Here is a 24,659-nt window from a genome sequence, read left to right as displayed (position 1 = left end):
CAAATGATATGAACGCAATCAATGCGGAAGCTGCGGGAGGAAAAAGGCGAGAATACTCATGATTATTTAGCGAATGCGATTAACCATCCGAGCAGGTTGTTGCATAAAAAGATGGCGGATGAGCGGTTAAGCATGGTATGCGGAAATGAAAAAGAGCTGTTCAAGCGGGAATAGATTCCGTTTGGGCGGCTCTATTTTTTTGCGTTTATCTAAAGCGGGCAACTACGGGCAACACTATAGGGGGAGACACCAAGATTCAAGACAGTTTGATTGTGATATATAATGAATAATGAATAATGAATATGAAATTGAAGAACAAACAAGGAGTTTACAATATGGGAAATATGACGTTGCTGCGTGAGCCCAAGCAGCGGAAATTGTTAATAAGCGCAGGCTTTAGCTGGCTGTTTGATGCGATGGAGGTTGGCATGATCTCGTTCATCGTAACGGCGCTAGCCGTTGAATGGCAGCTTGGCGCAGAGCAGATCGGCCTATTGATGGCGATTAATTCGATCGGCATGGCAGCTGGAGCAGCGATTGCGGGGTTATTGGCAGATCGTTACGGTCGGCGTTCCATACTGATGTGGACGCTCATTATTTTCTCCGTTGCAAGCGGATTATCGGCTTTGGCGGCAGGTTATGCCATGCTCTGCGTACTGAGGTTCATTGCGGGCTTCGGGCTTGGCGGCGAGCTGCCCGTTGCCTCAACGCTCGTATCGGAGTCTGTGCCAGCGGCAGAGAGAGGGCGTGCCGTAGTGCTGCTCGAAAGCTTCTGGGCAGGCGGCTGGATCGTAGCTGCCTTGATTTCTTATTTTGTGATCCCGCATTACGGCTGGCGGCTGGCTTTCTTGATTGGCGCATTGCCTGTTTTTTATGCGCTCTACTTGAGGAGAGCGATTCAAGATTCGCCAAGCTATATAGCGCAGCAGGGCAATAGGCTATCCATTAGGAAGCGAGTAGCCTCGATCTGGTCTATGAAGCATCGCCGGGCAACGATCACGTTATGGATCTTATGGTTTACGGTTGTATTCTCCTACTATGGCATGTTTCTGTGGCTGCCGTCCGTCATGGTGCTGAAAGGGTTCGGTCTGGTCAAGAGCTTTCAATATGTGCTCATTATGTCGATAGCTCAGCTGCCGGGATATTTTACAGCCGCCTATTGCATCGAGAAATTTGGGCGCAAGTTCGTATTGGTTGCGTTTCTTGTTTTGACGGCTGGAAGCGCGCTATGGTTTGGCAATGCCGAGACCGAAGGAGGCTTAATTGCCGCCGGCATATGCTTATCGTTTTTTAATCTTGGAGCATGGGGCGCCATGTATGCTTATACGCCTGAGCTGTACCCGACTGCGGTGCGAGGTACAGGTGTCGGATTCGCGGCGTCCTTTGGCCGTATCGGCGGAATTATCGGCCCGTATCTGGTTGGCATGCTGGTCGCTGGGAAATTTGAAATTACATCGATCTTTTTAATTTTCTTCATTACGATTCTTATCGGAGCGTTTGCCGTCCTGATTATGGGGAAGGAAACGAAAGGGACAGACCCCGACAAGGAAACCGCGTAAATCGAAAAAATCCCACCATGCCGCGAATGCAGTAAGGTGGGATTGTTAGTTAGGCTCCGGTTATTTGCTTAGAGAAGAAGGTTTTAAGCGCCTTATAAACCTCGCCCTTTTCCTTAATGACCGAATACATGAATTTTTTATGGCTGATATGCTTATAGGCCGACATAAGCGTACTGCTGCGATTGTACTGGTTAACCTCGCCATAGCCGAACATATTGCTGCGCTCCATAAGCTGCCCGATGAGCTTGACACACCGCTCGTTATCGGAGGTTAGATTGTCTCCGTCTGAGAAATGGAATGGATAGATGTTCCAATTCGCGGTGGGATAACGGCTGTCGATGACGTCAAGCGCCTTCTGGTACGCGGAGGAGCAGATCGTGCCGCCGCTTTCACCGCGGTTGAAAAACTCCTCCTCCGTAACCTCCTTGGCCTCCGTATGATGCGCGATAAATACGATTTCCACATGCTCATATTTACGGCGCAGGAAACGTGTCATCCAGAAGAAAAAACTGCGTGCGCAATATTTTTCAAAAGAACCCATGCTTCCCGAGGTATCCATAAGCGCTAGAATGACCGCATTTGATTGCGGCTTTACGATTTCATTCCATGTTTTGTAGCGCAAATCATCCGGTGAAATACCGCCGATGCCGGACTTTCCAGCATTGGCATTGCGGCGCAGGTTTTCGATCAACGTGCGCTTCTTATCGATATTGGACATAATGCCTTTCTTCCGAATGTCATGAAACACGATTTCGGTTGATTGAAGCTGATCTTTTTGTTTCTGCTCGAGATTAGGGAGCTCCAGCTCCTCAAACAGCATATCCTCGAGCTGATCGATGCTTATTTCGGTATCTACGACGTCATCGCCTGGCTGATCGCCGGCATCCTGCCCTTTGCCTGGTCCTTTGGCAGCTTGCGGGTCTACGCCTAATACGTCGCCAACCTGCGAATCGCCATCGCCTTGTCCGACATGCTGCTTCTTGTTGTAGTTGTATATAAAGTGGGATTCGTCGAGACTTTTAATAGGAACCTTAATCGTACGCCTTCCGTCTGACAAAACGATGCTTTCATCGGAAACGAGATCGGGAAGATTTTGCTTAATTGCTTCATGCACCTTCTCCTGATGCCGCGCTTGATCCTCATAGCCTTTGCGGTGGAGCGACCAATCCTCTCGTGACACAACAAACAGCGGCTCTGACTCCATTCCCCTCACCTCATTCCAATAAGTTAAAGCTGTAATATGCGGGACCCTTAAGCTGACCTTTACTTATTTCTTGTCTGTTACTCAATATATTCAAGAGTGTAGAGGTTATGTGAATGAAAATTAGTCTATATCTAGCAATCTATTGAATAGCATGAACAGACTGAAGGAAGAATGGATGAACTGTTCGCTATAGCTCATAAACATACAAAAGGAAAGCAGTAGCAGCAATCGACAAAACAATTTTGGCAGATGCGGCGAGGTAGCCGCATAGGCTAGTCTGTAAGGATCGCGGAGGCGCTCTTCCGCGGTCCGCTCTATTATAGAAGCGGCTGACGCGAAGAAGGAGATGCAGGCTATGGGCGTGAATGAGGCAGCAGGGGATACGGAAGCAAAGGAAGCACTGCTGGAGAAGGACCGCAAATATTTATGGCATCATATTTCTCCCCACAATGAGAATCCGATGATCATCGTTTCCGGCGAGGGCAGTTGGATTACGGACATTGAAGGGAACCGCTATTTGGATGGCATGTCAGGACTATGGTGCGTCAACGTTGGTCACGGGCGAACAGAAATTGCCGATGCCGCCGCCGAGCAGATGAAGACGATTGCTTACTCTACGCTCATTCAATCGCATGTTCCAGCGATAGAGCTAGCCGCTAAGCTTAACGAGTGGCTGGAAGGCGAATACCGCATTTTTTTCTCCAACTCAGGCTCAGACGCCAATGAAGTTGCATTCAAGATCGGACGCCAATACCATCACCAGCGGGGAAAGGCTTCCAAGCACAAATATATTTCGCGGCACAGAGCCTACCACGGTAACTCCATGGGAGCGTTAAGCGCAACAGGGCAAGCACAGCGGAAGCTCAAGTACGAGCCACTTGGCGCAGGCTTCACGCATGTGCCGCCGCCCTATTGCTACCGATGCCCCTTCGGTCAGAAGAGAGGGGCATGCGAAACGCAATGCGCGCAGGCATATGAGGATGCGATTATATGGGAAGGCCCTGATTCCGTAGCGGGAATTATCGTGGAGCCGGTCATTACAGGCGGAGGGATGATTGTCCCACCTGATGATTACTTATCGAAGCTGCGCCAAATTTGCGATAAGCATGACGTACTGCTCATCGTAGATGAAGTCATATGCGGCTTTGGGCGCTCCGGCCAAAGGTTCGGGCATCTTAACTTCGGCGTTCGTCCCGATATGGTGACGATGGCGAAGGGGCTGACTAGCGCATATTCCCCGCTCTCGGCAACTGCTGTGTCAGCCGAAATGTACGATAGCTTCAAGGAAAGCGGACCCGACAGCCACTTTCGCCATGTCAATACCTTTGGCGGGAACCCGGTATCCTGCGCGGTAGCACTGAAAAATATTGAAATACTTGAGCGGGAAAACCTGGTTAGCCGCTCTGCTTTTATAGGGAAGGAGCTTCTAAACCGAATGAAGCCGCTTCAATCACATCCGCATGTCGGCGAAATTCGCATCTTCGGTTCAGCAATCGGGATTGAGATGGTGGAGGATAAACAAACGAAGGAACCGGCCTCCGCAGCTAGGGTGACCGCTATCCTTGCAGGCTGCAAGCAGAGAGGGCTGCTCATTGGCAAAAACGGAGATACCGTCCCAGGCTTTATGAATATATTGACGCTCAGTCCTCCTTTATCGACAACCGATGACGAGATTGTGTTTATTGCCGACACACTTCTTCAGGTTTTTGGGCGAAGTGAGGGGGATGAGCGAGTTGAAAAGCATGAGCATTAATGAAAAGAGGCTGCATGAGCGTATTGATGCGCTAGGGCAAATTGGAAAAATCGGAGATACTGGCGTTTGTAGGCTTGCCCTCTCCCATGAAGACCGTGAAGGAGTGCGACTGGTTCAAGCTTGGATGGCCGAAGCGGGTATGGAAACCATAATCGATCCGTTTGGCAATTTGATTGGCGTGCTGGAAGGCTTAGATAAGGAAGCCCCTGTGCTTATGTTGGGTTCGCATATCGATTCGCAGCCGTATGGCGGCAGGTACGATGGCGTGATCGGCGTTCTCGGTGCGATCGAAGCGGTTCAGACGATGGCCGAAGCAGGTATTAAGCCTTCCTCGAATATTGAGGTAGTAGCCTTCTGCGACGAGGAAGGCTGCCGCTTCAACAAAGGTTTGTTCGGTGTTAGAGGGATGACGGGAAAGCTGGAGCAGGGGGAGCTTGAGCGAACGGATAAAAATGGGGTTACGCGCAGAGAAGCGCTGCTGGGCTTCGGATGCGATCCTGCAGCGTTCGCTGGATATGCCTTTGAAGAAGGCAGGATCGGCACGTTCCTGGAGCTGCATATCGAGCAAGGCCCCATTCTCGAGGCGCTTGGCGAGCCGGTTGGCATCGTCAGCGGCATATCCGGCCCCGTCTGGTGGACGGTCGAAATGACTGGCTTCGCAGGGCATGCAGGCTCCGTTCCGATGCCGATGCGTCAGGATGCGCTGGTCGGCTGCGCCAAAATTATAGTTGGCCTGAACGAGCTGGCATCTTCAGATCCTGAGGCGCCGACGGTCGGAACAGTCGGCTCGCTGTCTGTATTTCCGGATTCGCGCAACATCATTCCTGAGAAGGTCAGCTTTACCGTTGACTTCCGGGATATTGACGTAAAACGCAGAGACAGTATGGAGAATCGGTTGATTGCACTCATGGAGTCGGCCTGCGCGGAGCATGGCTTGACGTATACGATTCGGGAGGATACAAGAAGCGATCCCAGGTATTGTGCGCCGCGGCTGCGGACATTGCTGCGGGAGCAAGCAGCTTTGATTGGACTGACGCCTCCAGAGCTCATGAGCGGCCCCTTTCATGATGCATTGATCATGTCTTATGTTTGCGATTACGGGATGATATTTGTCCGGTGCAAGGACGGTATCAGCCACAACCCGAAGGAATTCTCATCTGAGAAGGATATAGCGCTCGGAGTAGAGCTGCTCTACCGAACGGCGCTTCGATTAACGGAATAGCGTCTTATGATTCTGCTGCCCATGCAAGGGACAATGCATGATCAGAATGTGAGCTTATAAGGAGGAGACGGCATGAGTATGACGGTCAAAGCGGCGTATATACCTGTTGACTCGCTTAGGCGCAATTTTGCCGAGGTAAAGGCAGGCATGAAGCCAAAGGAAGCGATGGAAGAATCCAACCGCTGCCTATATTGTTATGATGCCCCATGCATTAAAGCATGCCCTACGGGAATCAATATTCCTTCCTTTATCAAAAAAATCGCTTCCGGCAACATGAAAGGATCGGCCCGCGCAATCATGGACGCGAATCCGGTTGGTGCCACCTGTGCCCGTGTATGCCCGACGGAAGAGCTGTGCGAAGGGGCTTGCGTACTAAATCATTCGTCGAAGCCGATCATGATTGGCGATCTGCAGCGTTATGCGACGGATTGGGCGATCCATAATGACTCGCTCTTGTTTAGCGCAGGTGCTGACAACGGGAAGTCGATTGCCATCATCGGCGGAGGCCCGGCCGGGCTTTCAGCGGCGCGGGAGCTTGCGCGATTCGGCTTCGCCGTCACGATCTTCGAAGCGAAGGAGCAGGCTGGTGGCCTGGATACGTATGGCATCGTATCGTTTAGACTGCCGCAGCGCATCTCGTTTTGGGAGATTGATCAGGTGAGAAAGCTTGGGGTTGATATTAGGACGAGCACCAAAGTCGGCATCGACGTAAGCGTGGAGGATTTGCTAGCGAAGCATGATGCGATCGTACTTGCCATAGGCATGGCGAAGGTGCCGATTCTCGGCATTGAGGGTGAGCAGCTAGCCGGCGTATATGATGCGATCGACTTCATTGAATCGACCAAAGCAGAGCTTCGGGAGGATCTGATCGGCAAGAGGGTTGCGGTAATTGGTGCAGGCAATACAGCGGTTGATGCGGCTACATGTTCTGTGCGGTTAGGTGCTTCCCTCGTAAAGATGATCTATCGCCGGAGCAGAGAAGAGATGACGGCTTACGATTTTGAATTCGAGTTCGCCAAGCAGGACGGCGTAGAGTTTGCTTGGCTAAGCTCTCCGCTTCGGATTATCGGGGATGAGGCTGGCAACGTAACGGCTATCGAATGCCAGAGGATGAGCTTGGAAGAATCGGAAGAAGGCGGGAGAAGGAGGCCGGTTCCGATCGAAGGGTCCAGCTTCATGCTGGAAGTTGATGCAGTAATCAAAGCGATTGGGCAGCTGCGGCATCTTCCGCTTATCGAACAGCTTGGCCTTGCGCATAAACGCGGAATCGTAACAGTAGACACCGCAACCTATCAAACCTCCAATCCGCGTGTGTATGCGGCAGGCGACGTCGTTTTTGGCGAGGGCCAAGGCGAGGCGATGGTCGTATCAGCAGCACAGCAAGGGAAGAAGACAGCATATGCCATCTACAATACACTTGTTGCGAGGAGGGAACAGCATGGCTGATTTGCGCATCAATTTGGCTGGCATTGCATCACCGAATCCATTCTGGCTCGCTTCGGCACCGCCAACAAATACAGGTTATCAAGTCCAGCGCGCATTCGAGGCAGGCTGGGGCGGAGCCGTCTGGAAGACGCTCGGCGATCCAATCATCAATACATCGTCTCGATTCGCAGCGGTTCATTTCAACGGGCAGCGCGTTGCCGGCTTCAACAATATCGAGCTCATTTCGGATCGTCCACTGGAGATAAATCTAAAGGAAATATACGAAACGAAAAGAAGGTTTCCGAACCATGCAGTCGTCGTATCGCTCATGGTCGAGCCGAAGCAGGAGAAATGGCATGAGATTGTTAAACGTGTCGAAGACATTGGCGTGGACGGCTTGGAGCTGAATTTTGGTTGTCCGCACGGGATGGCTGAGCGCGGGATGGGCGCTGCTTCTGGACAGCAGCCCGATTTGGTGGAAATGCAGACGATGTGGGTCAAGGAGGCAGCGAGGACGCCCGTAATCGTTAAGCTTACACCCAACATCACCGATATTACGGCAACAGCTAAGGCGGCCGTTCGCGGCGGAGCTGATGCGATCTCGCTTATTAATACGATAAATTCACTTGCTGGCGTTGATATTGAGACATGGAATACGATTCCGCATGTTGGCGGGAAAGGAGCGCATGGCGGCTACTGCGGTCCAGCCGTCAAACCAATAGCATTGAATATGGTAGCGGAATGCGCGCGCAATCCGTTAGTCGGCGTTCCGATTTCGGGTATAGGGGGCATCTCTGGCTGGAAGGACGCGGTTGAATTTCTGCTCATGGGCTCGACAGGCGTGCAGGTGTGCACGGCGGCCATGCATCACGGCTTCAGCATCGTAGAGGACATGATCGATGGCTTGAACAATTATCTGGATAGCAAGGGGCTGCTGTCGGTCAACGAGCTAATCGGCAAGTCGGTTGAGCAGTACTCGGATTGGGGAGATCTGGATCTGAATTATGCAGTAGTCGCGCGTATTGAACAAGAAACTTGCATCTTGTGCAATAAATGCCATATTGCTTGCGAGGATACGTCTCATCAATGTATCGAGCGGCATACGGACGAGAATGGCGCAGCGTATCTCAAAGTTCGCGAGGAGGATTGCGTTGGCTGCAATCTCTGCTCGATTGTTTGCCCGGTTGAAGGGGCGATTACGATGCTAGAGGTTCCTGCTGCGGAGATGCCGCTTAGCTGGAACCAGCGGCAAGCGGCAATTGCGGCTTTGGGAAACGGCAAGGATTCGGATAATCCAGGCAAGAAGGAGGCGGTATAGGTGGCAAAGAGACTCATTAAGAATGGGATCATCGTTACGGCAGCCGATACGTACAAAGCAGATGTGCTGATCGAGGATGGCGTGATCGCGCAAATCGGCTTTGGGCTTGAGGAGAATGTGTCGGAAATCATTGACGCGGAAGGGAAATACGTATTCCCCGGAGGCATTGATCCGCATACCCACCTGGAAATGCCGTTTGGCGGGACGGTCACGGCAGACGACTTTGCGACGGGGACAATGGCTGCCGCTTTCGGTGGAACGACGACCATCATCGATTTCTGCCTGACGACAAAAGGAAAGCCATTGAGTGAATCGATTGCCGCATGGCATAAGAAGGCGGACGGGAAAGCGGCTATCGACTACGGCTTTCATCTCATGATAGGGGAGATCAACGGCGAAGTGCTTGCCGAGCTCCCATCCATCGTGGCAGAGGAGGGCATTACCTCCTTAAAGGTGTTTATGGCATACAAACATGTATTCCAAGCCGATGACGGTACGTTGTTCCGGACTATGCTGGCCGCAAAAGAGCTTGGCGCAATGGTAATGGTACATGCTGAGAACGGCGATGTCATTGAGTTCTTGATTCAAAAGGCTTTGGAAGCGGGACAGACAGAACCGATCTACCATGCGCTTACTAGACCTTCAATTCTAGAGGGAGAAGCGACGGGACGCGCTGCCAAGCTTGCTGCGCTTGCTGGCGCGCGATTATATGTCGTCCATGTGACCTGTGCGGAGGCGGTGCAGCAGATTGCGGAAGCCCGCTTGCAGGGAGTAGACATATGGGGCGAGACATGCCCGCAGTATTTGGTGCTTGATAAGTCCAGTCTGGAGAAGCCGGATTTCGAAGGAGCAAAGTATGTATGGTCGCCGCCGCTGAGGGAGCCCTTCCACCAGGATGTGCTGTGGCATGCGCTGAGCAGCGGTCAATTGCAGACGCTCGGCTCCGATCATTGCTCCTTTAATTTCGAGGGACAGAAGGATCTTGGGTTAGATGACTTCAGTAAAATTCCGAACGGAGGACCGACGATCGAGGATCGGTTCTCGCTCTTTTATTCGGAAGGCGTCCATAAAGGGCGAATCACGCTGAACCAATTCGCAGATATCGTGTCCACGCGAAGCGCCAAGCTGTTCGGTCTCTTCCCGCAGAAAGGGACGATTGCTGTTGGCAGCGATGCGGATATCGTTATCTTTGATCCGTTGGCACAGCGGACGCTGTCTGTCAAAAATCAGCATATGAACGTGGATTACAACCCTTTCGAGGGGATGACGGTCACTGGCCAGCCAGTAAGTGTCATGTCGCGCGGGGAGTTCGTAATCCGCGACCGGCAATTCGTCGGCTCGCTTGCTGCAGGCCGTTATTTGAAGCGAGCACCTTTTCATTCAGCGAATGAGCCGTTATCGACAGCGGCTGATGCGCCTGCAACGTAGGAATGTATACCACAAACACTCGAGGAGGCTGCCGAATGTCTGCATATGAGCAGTATGCCGAAGAAAAGCGGAAAATTGACGCTTATCTGAACCAGCAGTATGTGATTGCCGGAGTCCGGGAGGGGCTCAGCGGCGATTGGCTGGAGCTTAAGCATCCCGAAGGAGATCAAGTGTCGTTGCTGGTCGAAACGGCGGATGCCCGGAAATATTTCGTCAATATGCTGTTGAAGCAAGCACGTCCCACTTAATCAATTGATTCGTGCACAGCGAAAGCTTCATGCAAGGGATTGCTTAGAGGATAGAATCCAAACCTTGTGACATGAGCTGCTTGTCCGGCTGTTCATACGCTTATGAAAAAGAAAGCCCCGAGTTGTGCTGCATAAGCAGGAACTCAGGGCTTGTTTGTGTTTCCATTACAATATCTGCTGCGCACGCCTCAGCATGCGATATAAGATGAGTGAGGTAACCGAGCAAAGCAGGGCACAAGCGCCAATAAACAAATATCCGGCCTGCAAGCCTGCGACGAGACTTTCCTGCGAGCTGCCGCTGTCAGCAAACAGCTGCTTGGTCCATTCGATTATGCCGCCAATGGCTAGATTCCCGATAACGCTCGCTATTCCCATCAGGGTTACGGTGAACGTAATAGCCATATCGGCATTTCTCGGATAACGTTTCGCCAGCAAAGCCATAACCGTAGGGTAAATGGGGGCGATGCCTACCCCAGCCAAGGCGAATAGGAAGGCGCCAGATTCGCCTGCAATAATGGCAGCAACCGAGCATATCCCTGAAAAAGCAGACAAGATGATAAGCGACATCGTATATCCAATTTTGTCCGTTATCGGACCGAGCACTAGCCGTGCAAGCATGAAGCAGAAGAAGAAGGCGGACAGCATTTTGGATGAGGAATCATTGCTCCAGCCGTATGCTTTCTCCAGGAAATTGACAAGCCAGCCGCCGACGGCGAGCTCGGATACGACGCCGAATGACAATACGGCGACGATTAGCCAAGCGACTTTGTCCCGAGCGAACTCTTTCAAGGATATGCGCTCTGCCGCAGGCTCCCCCTCATTCTTATAGCGCGCGAATAGTCCTGGCATCATAGGAAGGATGGAGAGGGCGAGCATGAGCATATACATGCCCCGCCAGCCGAGCTCGGAGCCGAATATTTCAACACCCATGAGTGATGCTGCGATTATCGGAGCGAAGGTTGAGCTGAGCCCATAGAAGAAATGAGCCAAATTCATCATCGTACCCGTATTTTTGATGAATATTTTTGCTGCGAGTATGGCGAGGCCAATCTCCAACATTCCGTTTCCTATATACATAAGAAAATAAGCAGCGGAGATAGCGGTATAATTCGCTGCGAAATAAATACAAACGCCGGAAATAACCATGGAGCCGAATGCCAGCGAGAGCGTCAGCTTCATCCCAGCACGGTTGGACAGCCAGCCTGTGAACGTACAAGCGAGCAAGTATCCAAGTGAATTGAAGGCAAGCAAAACGCCAATTTGAAGCTCGTCGAGCTTTAAATCGCTTTGCATTCTAGGCAATGCAGGACCTTTAATATTTTCGGAAAAACCAAAAATGAGAAACCCGCCGAATACGACAATTAGCAATAATATGTAGTTTTTGGATAAACCAGCTGACAAGCGTGACAATGTTGTGAACCTCCAGTTCGCGATAGTCATGAAAATGGATTGAAATAGTGAAGCATGGTTAACTTTATCGCGTATTGGCGGGATGCGCAAGCTATAAGCTTGCCTTTGTGCTGCACTATGCGATGCATATACACGAATGGTAATATAAAGGTTAGGGAGTTAGCATGAATCGAGTGGATTTCACTGTGCGAGGAAAGGGTGTTGCAACGAATGAAAATATTTCATACCGCGGACTGGCATTTGGGCAAGCTCGTGCAAGGTGTATATATGACGGAGGATCAGCGTTACGTACTGGAGCAGCTGCTTCAAGCAATTGAGCTGGAGCGTCCGGATGCGGTTATTATTGCAGGCGATCTTTATGACAGGGCGGTTCCGCCAACGGACGCAGTTGAGCTGCTGGATGAGCTGCTTAGCCGCATTGTCATTGATCTAGAGACGACAGTGCTTGCTATTTCAGGCAACCATGACAGTCCTGACCGCATTAATTTCGGCACCAAAATGATGGAGAAGCACGGATTGTATTTGGCCGGTCAGATTCGCGGAAGCATAGATCCAATTGTGCTTCACGATGAGTATGGAGAGGTTCATTTTCACCTCGTTCCATTTGCGGATCCCGCTCAGGTGCGCTATGTGCTGAATGATGAATCGGTCAAAACACATGATGATGCGATGCGTGCGATAACGAGCAGGCTTGCAGCAGGCATGCAGAGCAATGCGCGGCATGTGCTCGTGGGCCATGCCTTCGTAACGGCTTCTGGGGAACCCGAGCAGAATACGAGCGATTCAGAGCGGCCATTGTCGGTAGGCGGGGCTGAGCATGTGAGTGCTGCATATTTCGAGCGGTTTCATTATACGGCGCTCGGCCATTTGCATCAGGCTCACTTCGTGAAGAACGATACGATAAGGTATGCGGGCTCGCCGCTCAAATATTCGATCTCCGAAGAGAATCATATAAAAGGATATTTAGTCATTGAGCTAGACGCATCGGGCGGAACGAAGATTGAGAAGCGCGAGCTGCAGCCGCTGCGCAATATGCGCCGCATTGCTGCTTCAATCGAAGAAATCGAGAAACATGCGGTGAATGAGGATTACGTATTCGTCACGCTTCTCAATGATAATCCCGTACTGTTCCCGATGGAGAAGGTCCGTGCGGTATATCCGAATGCGCTGCATGTGGAGCGTCGTTCGTCCTTTTCGGGAAGCGGCGCTGTAGCTGCTGAGGGCTTGGATTGGGGCGGCGCCGCAAGAAGGCGGGAGGCGAATCCGATTGAGCTGTTCTCAGCTTTCTATCAGGAGGTCAAAGGCCAGCCGCTTGCCGAAGCCAAAAGAAACCTTTTCGCGGAAACCTATGCTGAGCTTCTGCGTGAGGAGGGAGGCGCCCTATGAGACCGATCAAGCTGTCGATGACTGCGTTTGGATCTTATCGAGATGCGGAGACGATTGATTTCAGCGAGCTGGAGCACCGGCGTTTATTTGTCATTTCAGGCAACACGGGAGCTGGCAAAACGTCTATATTCGATGCGATATGTTTTGCGATCTATGGAACCGCAAGCGGAGAGGACCGGGCGGATGCGCGGATGCTCCGAAGCCATTTTGCCCCTGAGGACATACATACCTCCGTTCAGTTTGAATTTGCGCTAGGTCGCAGGAGCTATATGGTCATCCGGCAAATGCCCCATCGCAAGGGCAGCAATAAAAGTGAGACCGGCGGCAAAGCGGAGCTTTACGAAACGACGAGCGGAACGGCTGTGCCGGCAGTCGACCGCTTCATCATTTCCGATGTCAACATACGGCTGGAGCAAATCATCGGCTTGACGAAGGAGCAGTTCAGCCAGATTGTCATGCTCCCGCAAGGTGAATTCCGTAAGCTGCTGACTTCAGATACGGATAATAAGGAAGAAATATTGCGCCGAATATTTCGAACGGAGCTCTATGAACGACTGGAGAGTCGATTCCAGCAGAAGCACCGCGCGCTCCAGGATCAGCTGAAGGAAGCGAAGGCGACTGAACAGGCCTATCTGAAGCAAGTGCAGGAATCGCTTCCTGAGCGAGTCGAAGGACAGCTGTTCAGCACGCTCAAGCAGGATATATTCAGCGCGGCACAGGTGCTTGAAGCGCTGGAGCTGGAATTAGCGTTCTACACCCAGCTTGCAGGCGAATCTGAGTCGCAGAAGACTGCGATTGCGGTGCGCCTCGAATCTGAGGAATTGAAGCTGCGCTTAGCGGCGGCAGTTAACAGCAAGCATGAAGAGCATGACCGCAAGAAGACCCAATTTGAGCAATTAACCGAACAAAAACCCAATTACGAGGCAAAAGAAAAGCAGCTCGCGCTTGCGGAAAAAGCAGCCATTCTTACGCCTTACAAGGAGCAGGCGGAGCGGGCAAGCACGGATGCCTCAGCCAAACAAAATCAGCTGTCCATCCGAACCGCCGAACGGGAGGCTGCCGAACGTGGGCAGCTTCAGGCTGTCGAAATGTTTGCTGTAGAGGAGCAGCGGGCTGAAGAACGCCGCGAAGCTGAGCGCGAGATTAACAGATTGCAAGAGCTTGTGCCGGTCGTTCAAAAGCTCGCAGGTCAGCAGCAAGCGATCGACAAGCTCATACAAGCGGAAGAGCTGTGCGAATTAAAGCTGCAGCAAGCGGAAGCGGAGCTCATGCAGCTCCGCGAGACGCGTCAGTCTGCGAATGCGCTGATTAAGGCTACCGAGCTTGAAACAGCTGGACTCGGTGATCTGCAGGACAAGCTTCGCTTGGTGGAGCAGCAAGGAAAGCAGCTTAAGCGTCTCGTCGAGGTGGAGAAGGAAATGGCGCGCATTGCACAGCTTGAGAAGCAATTCGCATTAAGCTTCTCCAAAGCGAAGGAGGAGCATGACCTTCTCGAATCCGCTTGGATTGAGGGACAGGCCGCTTTGCTGGCTGCTCACTTGCATGATGGGAAGCCATGCCCAGTATGCGGGAGCGAAGAGCATCCCATTAAGGCGAGTTCGGGAACGGAAGTGCCTAGCAGGCTGAAGCTTCAGGAAGTGAAGACGCAGTTAGCTGCTGTGGAGCGCGAATGGCTTGAAGCGCGTGCGCAAGCCGCGGCAGCGCGCGCAACAAGGGAAGAAGAGGCGAGAGAGCTTGCGGAATTCGGCCTGCAAGCCGAAAGGCTGGAGGAGCAGCGGGCGGAGCTTGCGAAGCAGTGGCGTTCACTTAAGGATGAATCGGACAAGCTGTTAGCCAAAGCAAAGCAGCTGCCTGAGCTTAAGCAGCTGTATGAACGTCAGGAACTGCATCTAGAGAAACAGATGGTTGCGAAGGATCAGCTTCAACAGCAACGGCAGCAGCTTGCTATCGAGAAAACCTCGCTGCAGTCTGCAATGGAGCGAGAGCTGCTGCGGGTGCCGGATACGCTGCGCTCGTCTGAGCAGCTAAGTAATAAGCTCAATGAGCAGCAGAACTTGTCAGACCGTATGCATAAAGCTTGGACTGCCGCACAGGAACAGCTTCAAGCCAAGACAGCTAAGCTCGCTGAGCACAAAGCGTATGCCGATCAAGCGGAGCAGCAGCTGCGGGAAGCGGTGTTCAGCAAGCAGCAAGCAGAGCAGAGATTGTTGAACGAATTAGAGAAGGCTGGGTTTACGACGATTCAGCAGTACACCGAGGCTGTATTGCCGGAGCTTTCAAGAGAACAGTTGAAAAAAGAGATTTCTTCTTATCAAACTTTGCATGCTTCCGTTATGCAGCAGCTTATAGAGCTGCAAAGCGAGCTTGCCGGCAAACCGCGCATGCCATTATTGCAGCTAGAGGAATCTCTCTCGGCTGCTAAACGCGAGATGGAGGAGTGGCTGTCGGCCGCTCAGGGCGCATCGCGAACGGCCGAGACCGCGCGGCGGCTGGCAGCTTCAATAAGCAGGGCGAACGAGCAGGTGAAGACGCTGGAAGGAACGCTGGAGGAAATGATGGATGTATTCCATATGCTCAAAGGCGATAATGCTTTAAAGATATCGTTCGAGCGTTATATTCTTATCGAGTACCTGGAACAAATCCTTCATGCGGCAAACGCGAGGCTTCATGATTTGTCGAATGGGCAATTCTCATTGCAGAGAAGCGACCGGCTTGAAACGCGAGGCAAGCAAAGCGGGCTCGGCCTGGATGTATACGATGCCTATACAGGCCAGAACCGCGACGTGAAGACATTATCAGGCGGAGAGAAATTCAATGCTTCTCTATGCTTGGCGCTTGGCATGACTGACGTCATACAATCCCATATGGGTGGCGTGACGATTGAGATGATGTTTATAGACGAGGGCTTCGGATCGCTTGATGAGGAGTCGCTGCAAAAGGCGATCGCCACGCTTGTGGATTTGCAAAAGGCAGGCAGAATGATTGGCGTTATCTCGCATGTGCAGGAGCTGAAGGATGCATTTCCAGCCTGCCTTGAAGTTATGAAGACCAAAGAGGGCTTCAGCAGAACGAGGATGCTGGTCAAATAATTCGCAACAAAAAAGTCTGCTTCGAGCGCGCTGGGCGGCTGAAGCAGACTTTATCAAAAAGATTTTTTATTGAACGATGTTGGCAGCAAGGGAACCGATGCCTGCTATGAATAGGCTGATACCGCCGATGATGACTGCAACGTTAAGTACAATGCCAATGACTCCGAATATTTTGCGGCGTTTGCTGGAGCATGCTGCAATGATAGCTAGAATCAAGCCTACGAAAGCGATGAAGCCGGCTCCGAATATGCAGAGCACAGCAATGACCATGGAAGCAAACACGGTTTCTCCAAGCGATTCAAGGGCTGCCTGAACAGCAGCAGGATCCTCAGGATCCGTGATGATGAGGTCAGAAGCCGCAAGCTGGTCTGCGAAGCTGTTGCCTGCGACAAATGCGATGATAAGCAATACAATTGCAACCAACCCAATGATGAAAGCTGCAATGCCGAGACCGGATTGCTTCTTGGGACCGAAGTCTGAAGCTGGTTCGTTGGAGAAGATCGGTTTGGATCCAAAAGGCTCGGTGGGCGAGTTTTGATTAGGGAAGTTATTAGGCTCTTTATCCATTTATATCGTCTCCTTTACTAATTACGGTAAAATTATACACAAATTTGAAAGGATTGAAAACTACATGTTTCCAAAATATTTTGCAATTGGCGCGTTAAATGCCGCAATAGCTATCGCCTTAGGAGCCTTCGGGGCACATGGGCTTGAACAGAAAATAACGGATCATTATTTGGAAATCTTCGAAACAGGTGTCCGATACCATATGTATAACGCATTGGGACTTATGCTTATCGCTTTGTTTGCGAAGCAAATAGCAGCAGGAAAGCTGGTTCTAAACGGTGGTCGGCTCATTTTTACAGGGATGATTATTTTTAGCGGCAGTCTTTATATCCTTGCTCTTACAAGCTTTAGCAAGCTTGGGATGGTAACCCCGCTAGGCGGTGTGGCGATCCTCGCAGGATGGACATGCGTCATTATTGCGGCAATGAAAAAAAAAAGAATAAGTGAATAAAATGACATTAAAAGGAATGAAGATAGAGTACTAGGCATAGAATTTGCATAATAATTCGCTTTAGTAAATATTTCTATACCAGAAGGCATACTTCGTTTATAATAAAGCGAACACTCACTTGACTCGAAATAGAGGAAGGACGTTTGTGCGTAATGAAACGGATGGATGGTTTTCCTAATCAAACAAAACGGCAGCAGCTGAGGCAATCGTTTAATGGGTCATTTGTTATTAGCTGTTTGCTTACAGCGCTAGCATTAGTATGGGTTGCTGTTTCATTGCTGCTTATATCTAACGACATGTACAAATGGACGGCTGCAGCTATTGCGGCATCGTTATTCGTTACAGCGGTAATCGTCTATATAAAACGAAGCGAATCGTTAAGCTTCCAAAACTATCATACGGCCATTGTAGAAACATTGCTTCGATCAGATGCAGTACCATTAGCTGTGCTTGATAAAAAGGGCATGTTCATGGAAATGAACGAAGCTTCAAGCCGCACGCTTGGGTATCACCGCTCGGAGCTGCTTGGCGAACCTATTGATCGGATCGTTGATCCAAGCAGCAGATCATTATTGAACGAAACGTTCGAGAGTGCCCTTCAAGGCGAGACGAAACAAATTAATATCAATATTACTCACGGTTCAGGGTTCCCGCTCGAGCTGCAGGTCGTTTGCTCGCCGATGATGCAAGAGGACGAAGTCGTCGGCACGGTGATCATAAGCCAGGATTTAAGCGACCGCAAGCGGAATGTGGAACGAATCCGTTATATGGCCTATTACGATGATATGACAGGGTTGCCGAATCGAACCTTATTTCAGATGAAGCTGACGGAGACGCTGGCAAGAGCGAAGGAAGAAGAACGGGTAGTTGGCATCTGTTATTTGGATTTGGACCGATTTAAGCTGGTCAATGCCTCCTTCGGACGGGAGTTTGGCGATATCCTGCTCATGCAGGTTGCAGAGCGGCTCAATCGCGACTTTTCCGACAATGATTTCGCGGCTCGGATGGAAGGCGATGAATTTGCCTTATTGTACTGTAACTTGCAATCGGAGAAGCATTTGCTGGAGTTGTCCAGGCAGCTGCTGAAGGCCATAGAAGAACCGTATGAACTTAGCGGGTTTCCCTTACATATTACGGCAAGCATAGGACTTGTCACGAACCAAGATGAGAATGATGACAGCTACTCCATGATTAAGAAGGCAGATATGGCGCTTGTCAAAGTAAAGGAAAGCGGCAAAAACGATTGCATGCTGTATTCAGACAGCTGGAGTAATTCTTCGCTGGAGCGGCTTACGCTGCAGCATGAAATGTACCGTGCGATACAGCGCTGCGAATTCGTTCTTCATTACCAGCCGCAATATGATCTTGGATCAGGAACGATGGTTGGCGTTGAGGCGCTTGTTCGTTGGAATCATCCGCAGAGAGGCATGATTCCGCCAGGAAGCTTCATTCCATTAGCCGAAGAAAGCGGTATGATTGTTCAAATCGGTGATTGGGTACTTGAGGAAGCGTGCCGGCAGAACAAAGCTTGGCAGGAAGCTGGACTCCCATCTATACCCGTATCCGTGAACTTATCCATAAGACAATTCGTACAGAATGATCTAGCGAGCAAGGTATCCGATGTACTTACAAGAACGGGACTGGATCCAAAGTATCTTGACCTTGAAATAACCGAATCCATGACGATGGATGTCAGCCATGTATCAAGATGCTTATTGGATTTAACGGAGTTAGGCGTCAATATTAGCGTAGATGACTTCGGTACGGGATATAGCTCCTTTCATTATTTAAAGAATTTTCCAATTGACCGTTTGAAAATCGATCGCTCTTTTGTACGTGATATCCAGCAGGATCCGAACGATGCCGAAATCGTCGCTGCGATTATCGCAATGGCGCATAACCTTAATATACAAGTTATCGCCGAGGGAGTAGAAACAGAAGGACAAATGGAATTTTTGCGCAAGCACAAATGTGATGAAATGCAGGGCTTCTTCTGGAGTCCGCCCGTTTCAAGCGATAATATTGAACAGATGCTTACCCCCGGCTATGTATAAAAAAGAAGGTGCTTCAAGCGGCTTTAAATCGCTTGAATCACCTTCTTTTTCGCAATATAAGTGTTAATATGTTTCACGCGATAAAGCATTCTTCTATTTCTACGAGAAACGGCTTCCTTCCTCTAGTGGACGGCGAAGCCGTTTCTTCTTGACGTATAGGAAAGTATTTGGGTTTGCTCATTCTTTCTCTATACGTTTCGCCGAAACGACGGCGTCTATGGAAAGGACGCCCTCAGGCGTTTCTACTTAAAATATAGGAAAGTATATGATTTCGCCAACTTTCTCTATATTTCTACGCGAAACGTAAGCTTAACCGCCAGAGGAGGGCTTCAGCCGTTTACGCTTGTTCATCAATAAAAAAAGTCTTCAATTTCATTCATTCGGAACGTATAAACCTGCTTCTCGTCAACGTGATAAACAGTAATGATGTTTTCGGATTCATCCATATTGATAATTCTGCAAGGAATATTTAACTTGATGCCAAGTCCTTTGTTGACAATCAGTCTAATTAACGTGTTGTTTTTCATAATTGCTTTTATTTTGTCAAAGTAGCTTAACTCGTCTAACGATTCTGTCTTGGACTTGTCTGTTTGGTTTGCGAGCTTTTTGTCTTCTTTGCTGGCGGGTGCTGCAACCTGCTGCTCAGAAATGATAACGTTTTCAGTGGTTTTCGGCTGAACAGGGATGTCATGGACCTCTTTAGCGTTCTTTTTCCTTTGATCGATTTGCTCTCCCAGCTGAATGCCGGACAAAATGCGATAATCAATGAAGCCTGAACGATTGAGTGATTGAAGCAGCTGTTCTAAAGCCTCTGCGTTGTTGTTCCCTTCTACAAGCACCTCGATGTTGAACACAAAGGAAGATTGGCGTTGGGATGAGCTTTCTTTTTCCATAGAACCTCCGGACTGTTTGATGTAGTACTAATATACCACTAAAAACAACAAACATGTAATGCCATTAATGTGCATTTAACCAACACTGCCAAAATATTTCTTGCATATAATGAGGTTGCAGTGCATTGCCTCTAACTATGCGGTATGAAGGGGGTGGATCCTATATGATGCGGATGGTTCCTTTCACACTTGAGAATGGAGAAACCGTTCTTGGTGTTGAAGTGAAGCTGCCCAAAACAACGCTGCTCGCCATTATGACGGACAAAGGGTATATTATGTGCGGCGCACTGGACGTATCGCTGCTTAATGAGCGTCTCAAGGACCGGGAAATATTGGCCGGGCGTGCTGTTGGCGTGCGAACGCTTGAAGAGCTATTGGCTGCCCCGTTGGAGTCCGTTACAACTACGGCAGAATCAATCGGTATTATAGCAGGCATGAAAGGCTACGAGGCACTTCAGTTAATGCTGTAATCGACAGTTAAGAGCCCTAATCCTTCGGAATGAATAATGCTTATCGAAGGGATTAGGGCTCACTTTATAGGCGCTGATTTAAGATTCGAATAGTTTGCGCAGGTTGACATCGTATGGTGCTTCAACGATGCCTTTCTCCGTAATGATTGCAGTTACATATTCATTAGGCGTAACATCGAATGCTGGATTATATACTTTAATACCCTGCGGCGCGGTACGCTTGCCAAAGCCTTCCGTAATCTCCTCTGCGCTGCGTTCTTCAATCGGAATTTCCGAGCCGGTCGGCGTGTTCAGATCAATGGTTGACAGCGGACTAGCAACATAGAATGGGATGCCATGCGCCTTAGCTAGCACAGCAACGCTATATGTTCCAATTTTGTTAGCGACGTCACCGTTTGCTGCAACGCGGTCCGTTCCTACGATAACCGCATCAACCCAGCCTTTGGCCATAATCATGCCTGCCATGTTATCGCAAATGAGCGTGACATCTACGCCTGCCTGCTGCAATTCAAAGGCTGTCAACCTTGCCCCTTGTAGAACTGGACGGGTTTCGTCGGCAAATACACGCAAGGTAATGCCTCGTTCCAGCGCTAAGTAGAACGGTGCAAGCGCAGTGCCGTATTTGGCTGTTGCCAAGCCTCCGGCATTGCAATGCGTAAGCACGCCCATGTCATCTTTGAACAAAGACAACGCATGCTCGCCAATCATTCTGTTCGTTTCCTCATCCTCACTTTGGATCGCAAAGGCTTCGGATAACAAAGCGGCTTTGCTTTCTTCGAGTGAGAGGCCATTTGCTGCAAAGTCAGCAGCGGCAGCCTTCATGCGGTCAAGCGCCCAAAACAAGTTAACTGCGGTCGGTCTTGACGTTGCCAAATATTCAGCTTGCTTGATTGCTTCTGCCAGCCATGTGTCCAATGACTGCTCATTGCGACTGCCGAGCACGACGCCATAGGCAGCCGAAATGCCGATTGCAGGGGCTCCGCGCACTTTAAGATGGCGAATCGCCTCCCATACATCCTCTGCTGTCAACAATGGCAAATATACAATTTCCTCAGGCAAAAGCCGTTGATCCAGCAAATCAAGTCTGTCTTCTCTCCAAATCACAGATTGCAAACCAGCATAGTTTGTAGTCATGATGTCAAATCCTCTCCGTCTATTTCAGTTATTTGCCTGCGATAATGCGATATCGATAACTTCCTCTATGGATTGCGCTTTACGGTTGCTCAGGATAAGCGACGTTCCGATTGCAAGCGCCAGGCGCTGGGCCTTCTCCTTGGCAGCCGAATCAGGAATGCGGTCGATGTCTACGACATGCGATAGCCCGACAATCCTACGTACGATTTTGCATCCGGCAAAGCCGATCGTATCTTGCAGCAATCGCTGCATGTAATAATCTTTGAAAGCAGGGGTAGAAGAAGCCAATCTGTCCAGCCCTTGTTCCTGCCACAATGCGCGGAATTTACGGTCAAACAGATTCCACACATCTCGTACCGTATCTGTTAAGTATTGACGGAAATCTGCACGTTGGCCTGCATCAGTAATCCAATGCTCTTGGCCTGCAAAGTTAAGAAGCAAATTCGCGATTACTGCGCCAATATCGAAACCAATTGGACCGTAGTACGCGAATTCCGGGTCGATAACCTTGGTGGATTCAGGCGTAACGAATACGCTGCCGGTGTGCAAATCTCCGTGAAGCAGCGCTTGCGCGTTTGTTAGAAATTTATCGCGAAGAATCGCAACTTCAAGATGGAGCTGCTCATTCTGCCACAGAGCTTCGGCAGCATCGCGAATGGCAGGGTCGAAGCTGTTATTTGGAGAATCCGTGTACGGATCATCAAAAATCAGGTCTTCAGTTATTTTACAAAGTTCCGGATTAATAAACGCTTTTACCTGCAGCTTCTTCTCCTGCTGATTCATGCCTAAATCGGATGTGAAAAATAAAGTGCGGGCAATAAAGGTTGAGATGTCATCCGCGAATTTTGGATAGCGCGTACCTCCGATTAAACCTTGACGCATAATAACATGATCGCTAAGATCCTCCATAATGGTCAAATAAAGCTCTGGATCATACTTATAGACGACTGGTACGAGGCCGGGTGCAAGCTCTCCTTCTAATAAAAGCTTCTCGCTCTCAATGCGTGCGCGATCCAGCGTAAGCGGCCAAGACTCGCCTACTACTTTAGCATAAGGCAGCGCTTGTTTCATAATTAGGCTCTTGCCGCTGACAGAGTCTGTTATGTGAAAAACGAGATTTAAATTTCCGTCGCCGATTTCGCGGCTGGATAGATTTGCTCCGCTCGGGAAGAATCCGTCGAGGGTTGATGCTATTTCGATTGCTTCTTGTTCCGTTAATGGATGATATGCAGACATGGCTGTCCACCTCCGAGTTATAGTTGTTGGGCAGCAATGCCCAGTATTCATCTCAACATAGTATAATGTAAATTTTTTCGCCTTGGAATAGTTTCGTTTGATATAATATGTTCAATTATAGACAGATAGGCGGGGGATGCACAATGGAGATGCCAAATGAGCTTCAAAACATCGCTTTAAAGGAATGGGCGGTCAGTGTAAAAGCGCTCGTTGAAGGGACGCAGATCATCGTCATGCGCAAAGGCGGAATTGTTGAGGAGACGCGTGATTTTCAGCTTTTGAGCCCGAACTTCTATTTAATGCCCGCATACGAGCACCAGAAAAAGCATCTGCTCAAAGAGGCTTATAAAAGCGAGCTGGATGAAACGCTGAAAGGCTGGTCACTGGACAGGGAGACCGTACAGCTTGATGCATATGCTTCCGTCGTGATGGATATCGAGGTAACCGATCAGCAGACGCTGGACCGTTTGCGAAATCTACATATATGGACAGACGAATTTGCCGAGGAACGGCTGCGCTGGAAAAAAACAAAGCCGCTGCACGTACTCGTCCTTCGCGTATACCGTTTGGAGAACCCGGCTGAAATAGCTAACCTTCCTGCTTATAATGGATGCAAATCTTGGGTAAGACTGGAAGAGGAAATAAAACAGCAGGCGCACATTCCCGTACTAAATGATGAAAGGTTTCAGGCTGAAGTGGACAAGGTAAAACAGGCACTGGGCTCATAAGGCATGGGCATGGTAGGAGGCGTGCAATTCTAATTGAGAATTGCAGACGGGGAACATATATTTTTTCTGCCCCGTTTAACCTGTTGAAGTGCGGGATTTCATTGAATTTTCGGTGATATAAATAGACATAATCAGCCACTGAAGGACATCTCGCATTGATTTATAACAAAAACTATATTAAAATGATTATTGAGAATCATTGAGAATCACTCTATAATAGAAAGTCTATTCTTTATAGATGTGTCTGAGCGAATTAAACCAACCTTGGAGGGATCAGCATATTATGGCAACGCATTTTGTCATCGAGGGCCTGAAAGCGGCTATCGACGGAAAAGAGATTTTAAAAGGAATCAACCTTGAAATTAAAGGTGGAGAAATTCACGCGATCATGGGCCCTAACGGTACCGGTAAATCCACGCTGGCATCCGCTTTGATGGGGCATCCTAAATATGAAGTAACGGAAGGCACGGCAGTTCTTGATGGTGAAGACATTCTAGAAATGGGCGTTGACGAGCGTGCGCTTGCTGGCTTGTTCCTCGCCATGCAATACCCAAGTGAAATTCCAGGCGTAACGAATTCCGACTTCCTGCGCAGTGCATTGAACGCACGACTTGGAGAAGGCAATGAAATTTCACTTATTAAGTTTATCCGCAAAATGGAAGGCAAGATGAAGGAGCTTGAGATGAACCCTGAGTTCGCTCACCGTTACCTGAATGAAGGCTTCTCCGGCGGCGAGAAAAAACGGAATGAAATTCTGCAAATGATGCTGCTTGATCCTAAAATCGTCGTGCTTGATGAGATCGACTCCGGTCTTGATATCGATGCGCTTCGTATTGTATCGCAAGGCGTTAACGCTATGCGCTCGGAAGATCGCGGTTTCTTGATTATTACTCACTATCAGCGTCTGCTTAACTATATTACTCCTGATTACGTGCACGTGATGATGCAAGGCCGCATCGTTAAATCAGGCGGTCCTGAGCTTGCAGAGCGTTTGGAAAACGAAGGTTATGATTGGGTTAAAGAAGAACTTGGCATCGTAGACGAAACGGTCGGCCAGGCTTAAGCGGAGAAGGAGGCATAACGG

The 24,659-nt window shown here is 49.8% G+C and carries 21 protein-coding genes; 15 read left to right on the top strand and 6 right to left on the bottom strand.

Annotated elements, in window-relative coordinates:
* Nucleotides 1–21 precede the first annotated feature (21 nt).
* On the top strand, nt 22–174 hold the full coding sequence (locus FHS16_RS25055; RefSeq protein ID WP_183569313.1) for a hypothetical protein: 153 nt from the start codon (nt 22–24) through the stop codon (nt 172–174).
* Nucleotides 175–335: 161 nt separating this feature from the next.
* The gene (locus tag FHS16_RS25050; protein ID WP_183569311.1) at nt 336–1,559 is read left to right on the top strand and encodes a niacin permease NiaP; all 1,224 of its coding nucleotides are present in this window, start codon (nt 336–338) and stop codon (nt 1,557–1,559) included.
* 49 nt (nt 1,560–1,608) lie between these two features.
* Here FHS16_RS25050 and yhbH read toward each other — a convergent pair whose 3' ends face one another.
* On the bottom strand, nt 1,609–2,763 hold the full coding sequence (yhbH, locus tag FHS16_RS25045) for a sporulation protein YhbH (RefSeq protein ID WP_183569309.1): 1,155 nt from the start codon (nt 2,761–2,763) through the stop codon (nt 1,609–1,611).
* Between the two features lie 355 nt (nt 2,764–3,118).
* On the opposite strand from yhbH, the gene FHS16_RS25040 reads away from it, so the two are divergent.
* From FHS16_RS25040 to FHS16_RS25015, 6 genes are all read left to right on the top strand, one after another.
* On the top strand, nt 3,119–4,516 hold the full coding sequence (locus tag FHS16_RS25040; protein WP_183569307.1) for an aspartate aminotransferase family protein: 1,398 nt from the start codon (nt 3,119–3,121) through the stop codon (nt 4,514–4,516).
* Entirely contained in the window at nt 4,488–5,738 is a 1,251-nt protein-coding gene (locus FHS16_RS25035) for a M20 family metallo-hydrolase (protein WP_183569305.1), read from the top strand. The genes FHS16_RS25040 and FHS16_RS25035 overlap by 29 nt, the downstream gene beginning before the upstream one ends.
* Before the next feature lie 72 nt (nt 5,739–5,810).
* A complete protein-coding gene (locus FHS16_RS25030) occupies nt 5,811–7,184 on the top strand; it encodes an NAD(P)-dependent oxidoreductase (RefSeq protein ID WP_376769702.1) in 1,374 nt (457 codons plus the stop codon).
* Nucleotides 7,177–8,481: an NAD-dependent dihydropyrimidine dehydrogenase subunit PreA gene (gene preA / locus FHS16_RS25025; RefSeq protein WP_183569303.1), complete on the top strand. Its 1,305-nt coding sequence runs from the start codon at nt 7,177–7,179 to the stop codon at nt 8,479–8,481. The genes FHS16_RS25030 and preA overlap by 8 nt, the downstream gene beginning before the upstream one ends.
* A complete protein-coding gene (gene hydA, locus FHS16_RS25020; RefSeq protein ID WP_183569302.1) occupies nt 8,482–9,909 on the top strand; it encodes a dihydropyrimidinase in 1,428 nt (475 codons plus the stop codon). It abuts the gene before it with no gap.
* Between the two features lie 35 nt (nt 9,910–9,944).
* Nucleotides 9,945–10,157 carry a hypothetical protein gene (locus FHS16_RS25015; RefSeq protein ID WP_183569300.1) on the top strand — a complete coding sequence of 71 codons (213 nt, stop codon included), beginning with the start codon at nt 9,945–9,947 and terminating at the stop codon, nt 10,155–10,157.
* Between the two features lie 165 nt (nt 10,158–10,322).
* On the opposite strand, the gene FHS16_RS25010 is transcribed toward FHS16_RS25015, so the two are convergent.
* Nucleotides 10,323–11,567, bottom strand: coding sequence for an MFS transporter (locus tag FHS16_RS25010; protein ID WP_246431948.1), 1,245 nt, complete (start codon nt 11,565–11,567; stop codon nt 10,323–10,325).
* 210 nt (nt 11,568–11,777) lie between these two features.
* On the opposite strand from FHS16_RS25010, the gene FHS16_RS25005 reads away from it, so the two are divergent.
* Nucleotides 11,778–12,953 carry an exonuclease SbcCD subunit D gene (locus tag FHS16_RS25005; RefSeq protein WP_183569298.1) on the top strand — a complete coding sequence of 392 codons (1,176 nt, stop codon included), beginning with the start codon at nt 11,778–11,780 and terminating at the stop codon, nt 12,951–12,953.
* A complete protein-coding gene (locus FHS16_RS25000) occupies nt 12,950–16,042 on the top strand; it encodes an AAA family ATPase (protein WP_183569296.1) in 3,093 nt (1,030 codons plus the stop codon). Before FHS16_RS25005 ends, FHS16_RS25000 begins: the two co-directional genes overlap by 4 nt.
* A 66-nt stretch (nt 16,043–16,108) precedes the next feature.
* Here the strand turns inward: FHS16_RS25000 and FHS16_RS24995 are convergent, their stop codons facing one another.
* On the bottom strand, nt 16,109–16,609 hold the full coding sequence (locus FHS16_RS24995; RefSeq protein ID WP_183569294.1) for a hypothetical protein: 501 nt from the start codon (nt 16,607–16,609) through the stop codon (nt 16,109–16,111).
* Between the two features lie 64 nt (nt 16,610–16,673).
* Between FHS16_RS24995 and FHS16_RS24990 the strand changes: the two genes are divergently transcribed.
* Both FHS16_RS24990 and FHS16_RS24985 read left to right on the top strand, forming a co-directional pair.
* Nucleotides 16,674–17,060 (top strand): DUF423 domain-containing protein, encoded by a 387-nt coding sequence (locus FHS16_RS24990; protein ID WP_183569292.1) that lies wholly within the window; start codon nt 16,674–16,676, stop codon nt 17,058–17,060.
* Nucleotides 17,061–17,212: 152 nt separating this feature from the next.
* Nucleotides 17,213–19,114: a putative bifunctional diguanylate cyclase/phosphodiesterase gene (locus FHS16_RS24985; RefSeq protein ID WP_246431947.1), complete on the top strand. Its 1,902-nt coding sequence runs from the start codon at nt 17,213–17,215 to the stop codon at nt 19,112–19,114.
* Between the two features lie 350 nt (nt 19,115–19,464).
* Here FHS16_RS24985 and FHS16_RS24980 read toward each other — a convergent pair whose 3' ends face one another.
* The gene (locus FHS16_RS24980; RefSeq protein WP_183569290.1) at nt 19,465–20,007 is read right to left on the bottom strand and encodes a hypothetical protein; all 543 of its coding nucleotides are present in this window, start codon (nt 20,005–20,007) and stop codon (nt 19,465–19,467) included.
* A gap of 164 nt (nt 20,008–20,171) precedes the next feature.
* On the opposite strand from FHS16_RS24980, the gene FHS16_RS24975 reads away from it, so the two are divergent.
* Entirely contained in the window at nt 20,172–20,477 is a 306-nt protein-coding gene (locus FHS16_RS24975; RefSeq protein ID WP_183569288.1) for a YunC family protein, read from the top strand.
* A 78-nt stretch (nt 20,478–20,555) separates the two neighbouring features.
* Here the strand turns inward: FHS16_RS24975 and mtnA are convergent, their stop codons facing one another.
* Together mtnA and mtnK are read right to left on the bottom strand one after the other, a co-directional pair.
* On the bottom strand, nt 20,556–21,611 hold the full coding sequence (gene mtnA, locus FHS16_RS24970) for an S-methyl-5-thioribose-1-phosphate isomerase (RefSeq protein ID WP_183569286.1): 1,056 nt from the start codon (nt 21,609–21,611) through the stop codon (nt 20,556–20,558).
* Nucleotides 21,612–21,635: 24 nt separating this feature from the next.
* Nucleotides 21,636–22,847 (bottom strand): S-methyl-5-thioribose kinase, encoded by a 1,212-nt coding sequence (gene mtnK, locus FHS16_RS24965; RefSeq protein WP_183569284.1) that lies wholly within the window; start codon nt 22,845–22,847, stop codon nt 21,636–21,638.
* Between the two features lie 143 nt (nt 22,848–22,990).
* On the opposite strand from mtnK, the gene FHS16_RS24960 reads away from it, so the two are divergent.
* Together FHS16_RS24960 and sufC are read left to right on the top strand one after the other, a co-directional pair.
* Nucleotides 22,991–23,575 carry a DUF1802 family protein gene (locus FHS16_RS24960; RefSeq protein ID WP_312891080.1) on the top strand — a complete coding sequence of 195 codons (585 nt, stop codon included), beginning with the start codon at nt 22,991–22,993 and terminating at the stop codon, nt 23,573–23,575.
* A 283-nt stretch (nt 23,576–23,858) separates the two neighbouring features.
* Nucleotides 23,859–24,638, top strand: coding sequence for a Fe-S cluster assembly ATPase SufC (gene sufC / locus FHS16_RS24955; protein ID WP_183569282.1), 780 nt, complete (start codon nt 23,859–23,861; stop codon nt 24,636–24,638).
* The last annotated feature ends 21 nt before the right edge of the window (nt 24,639–24,659 follow it).

It is taken from the genome of Paenibacillus endophyticus (assembly GCF_014192395.1).
In the GTDB taxonomy this organism is placed as follows: Bacteria; Bacillota; Bacilli; order Paenibacillales; family Paenibacillaceae; genus Pristimantibacillus; species Pristimantibacillus endophyticus.
This window is presented reverse-complemented; position numbering and strand designations above follow the sequence as displayed.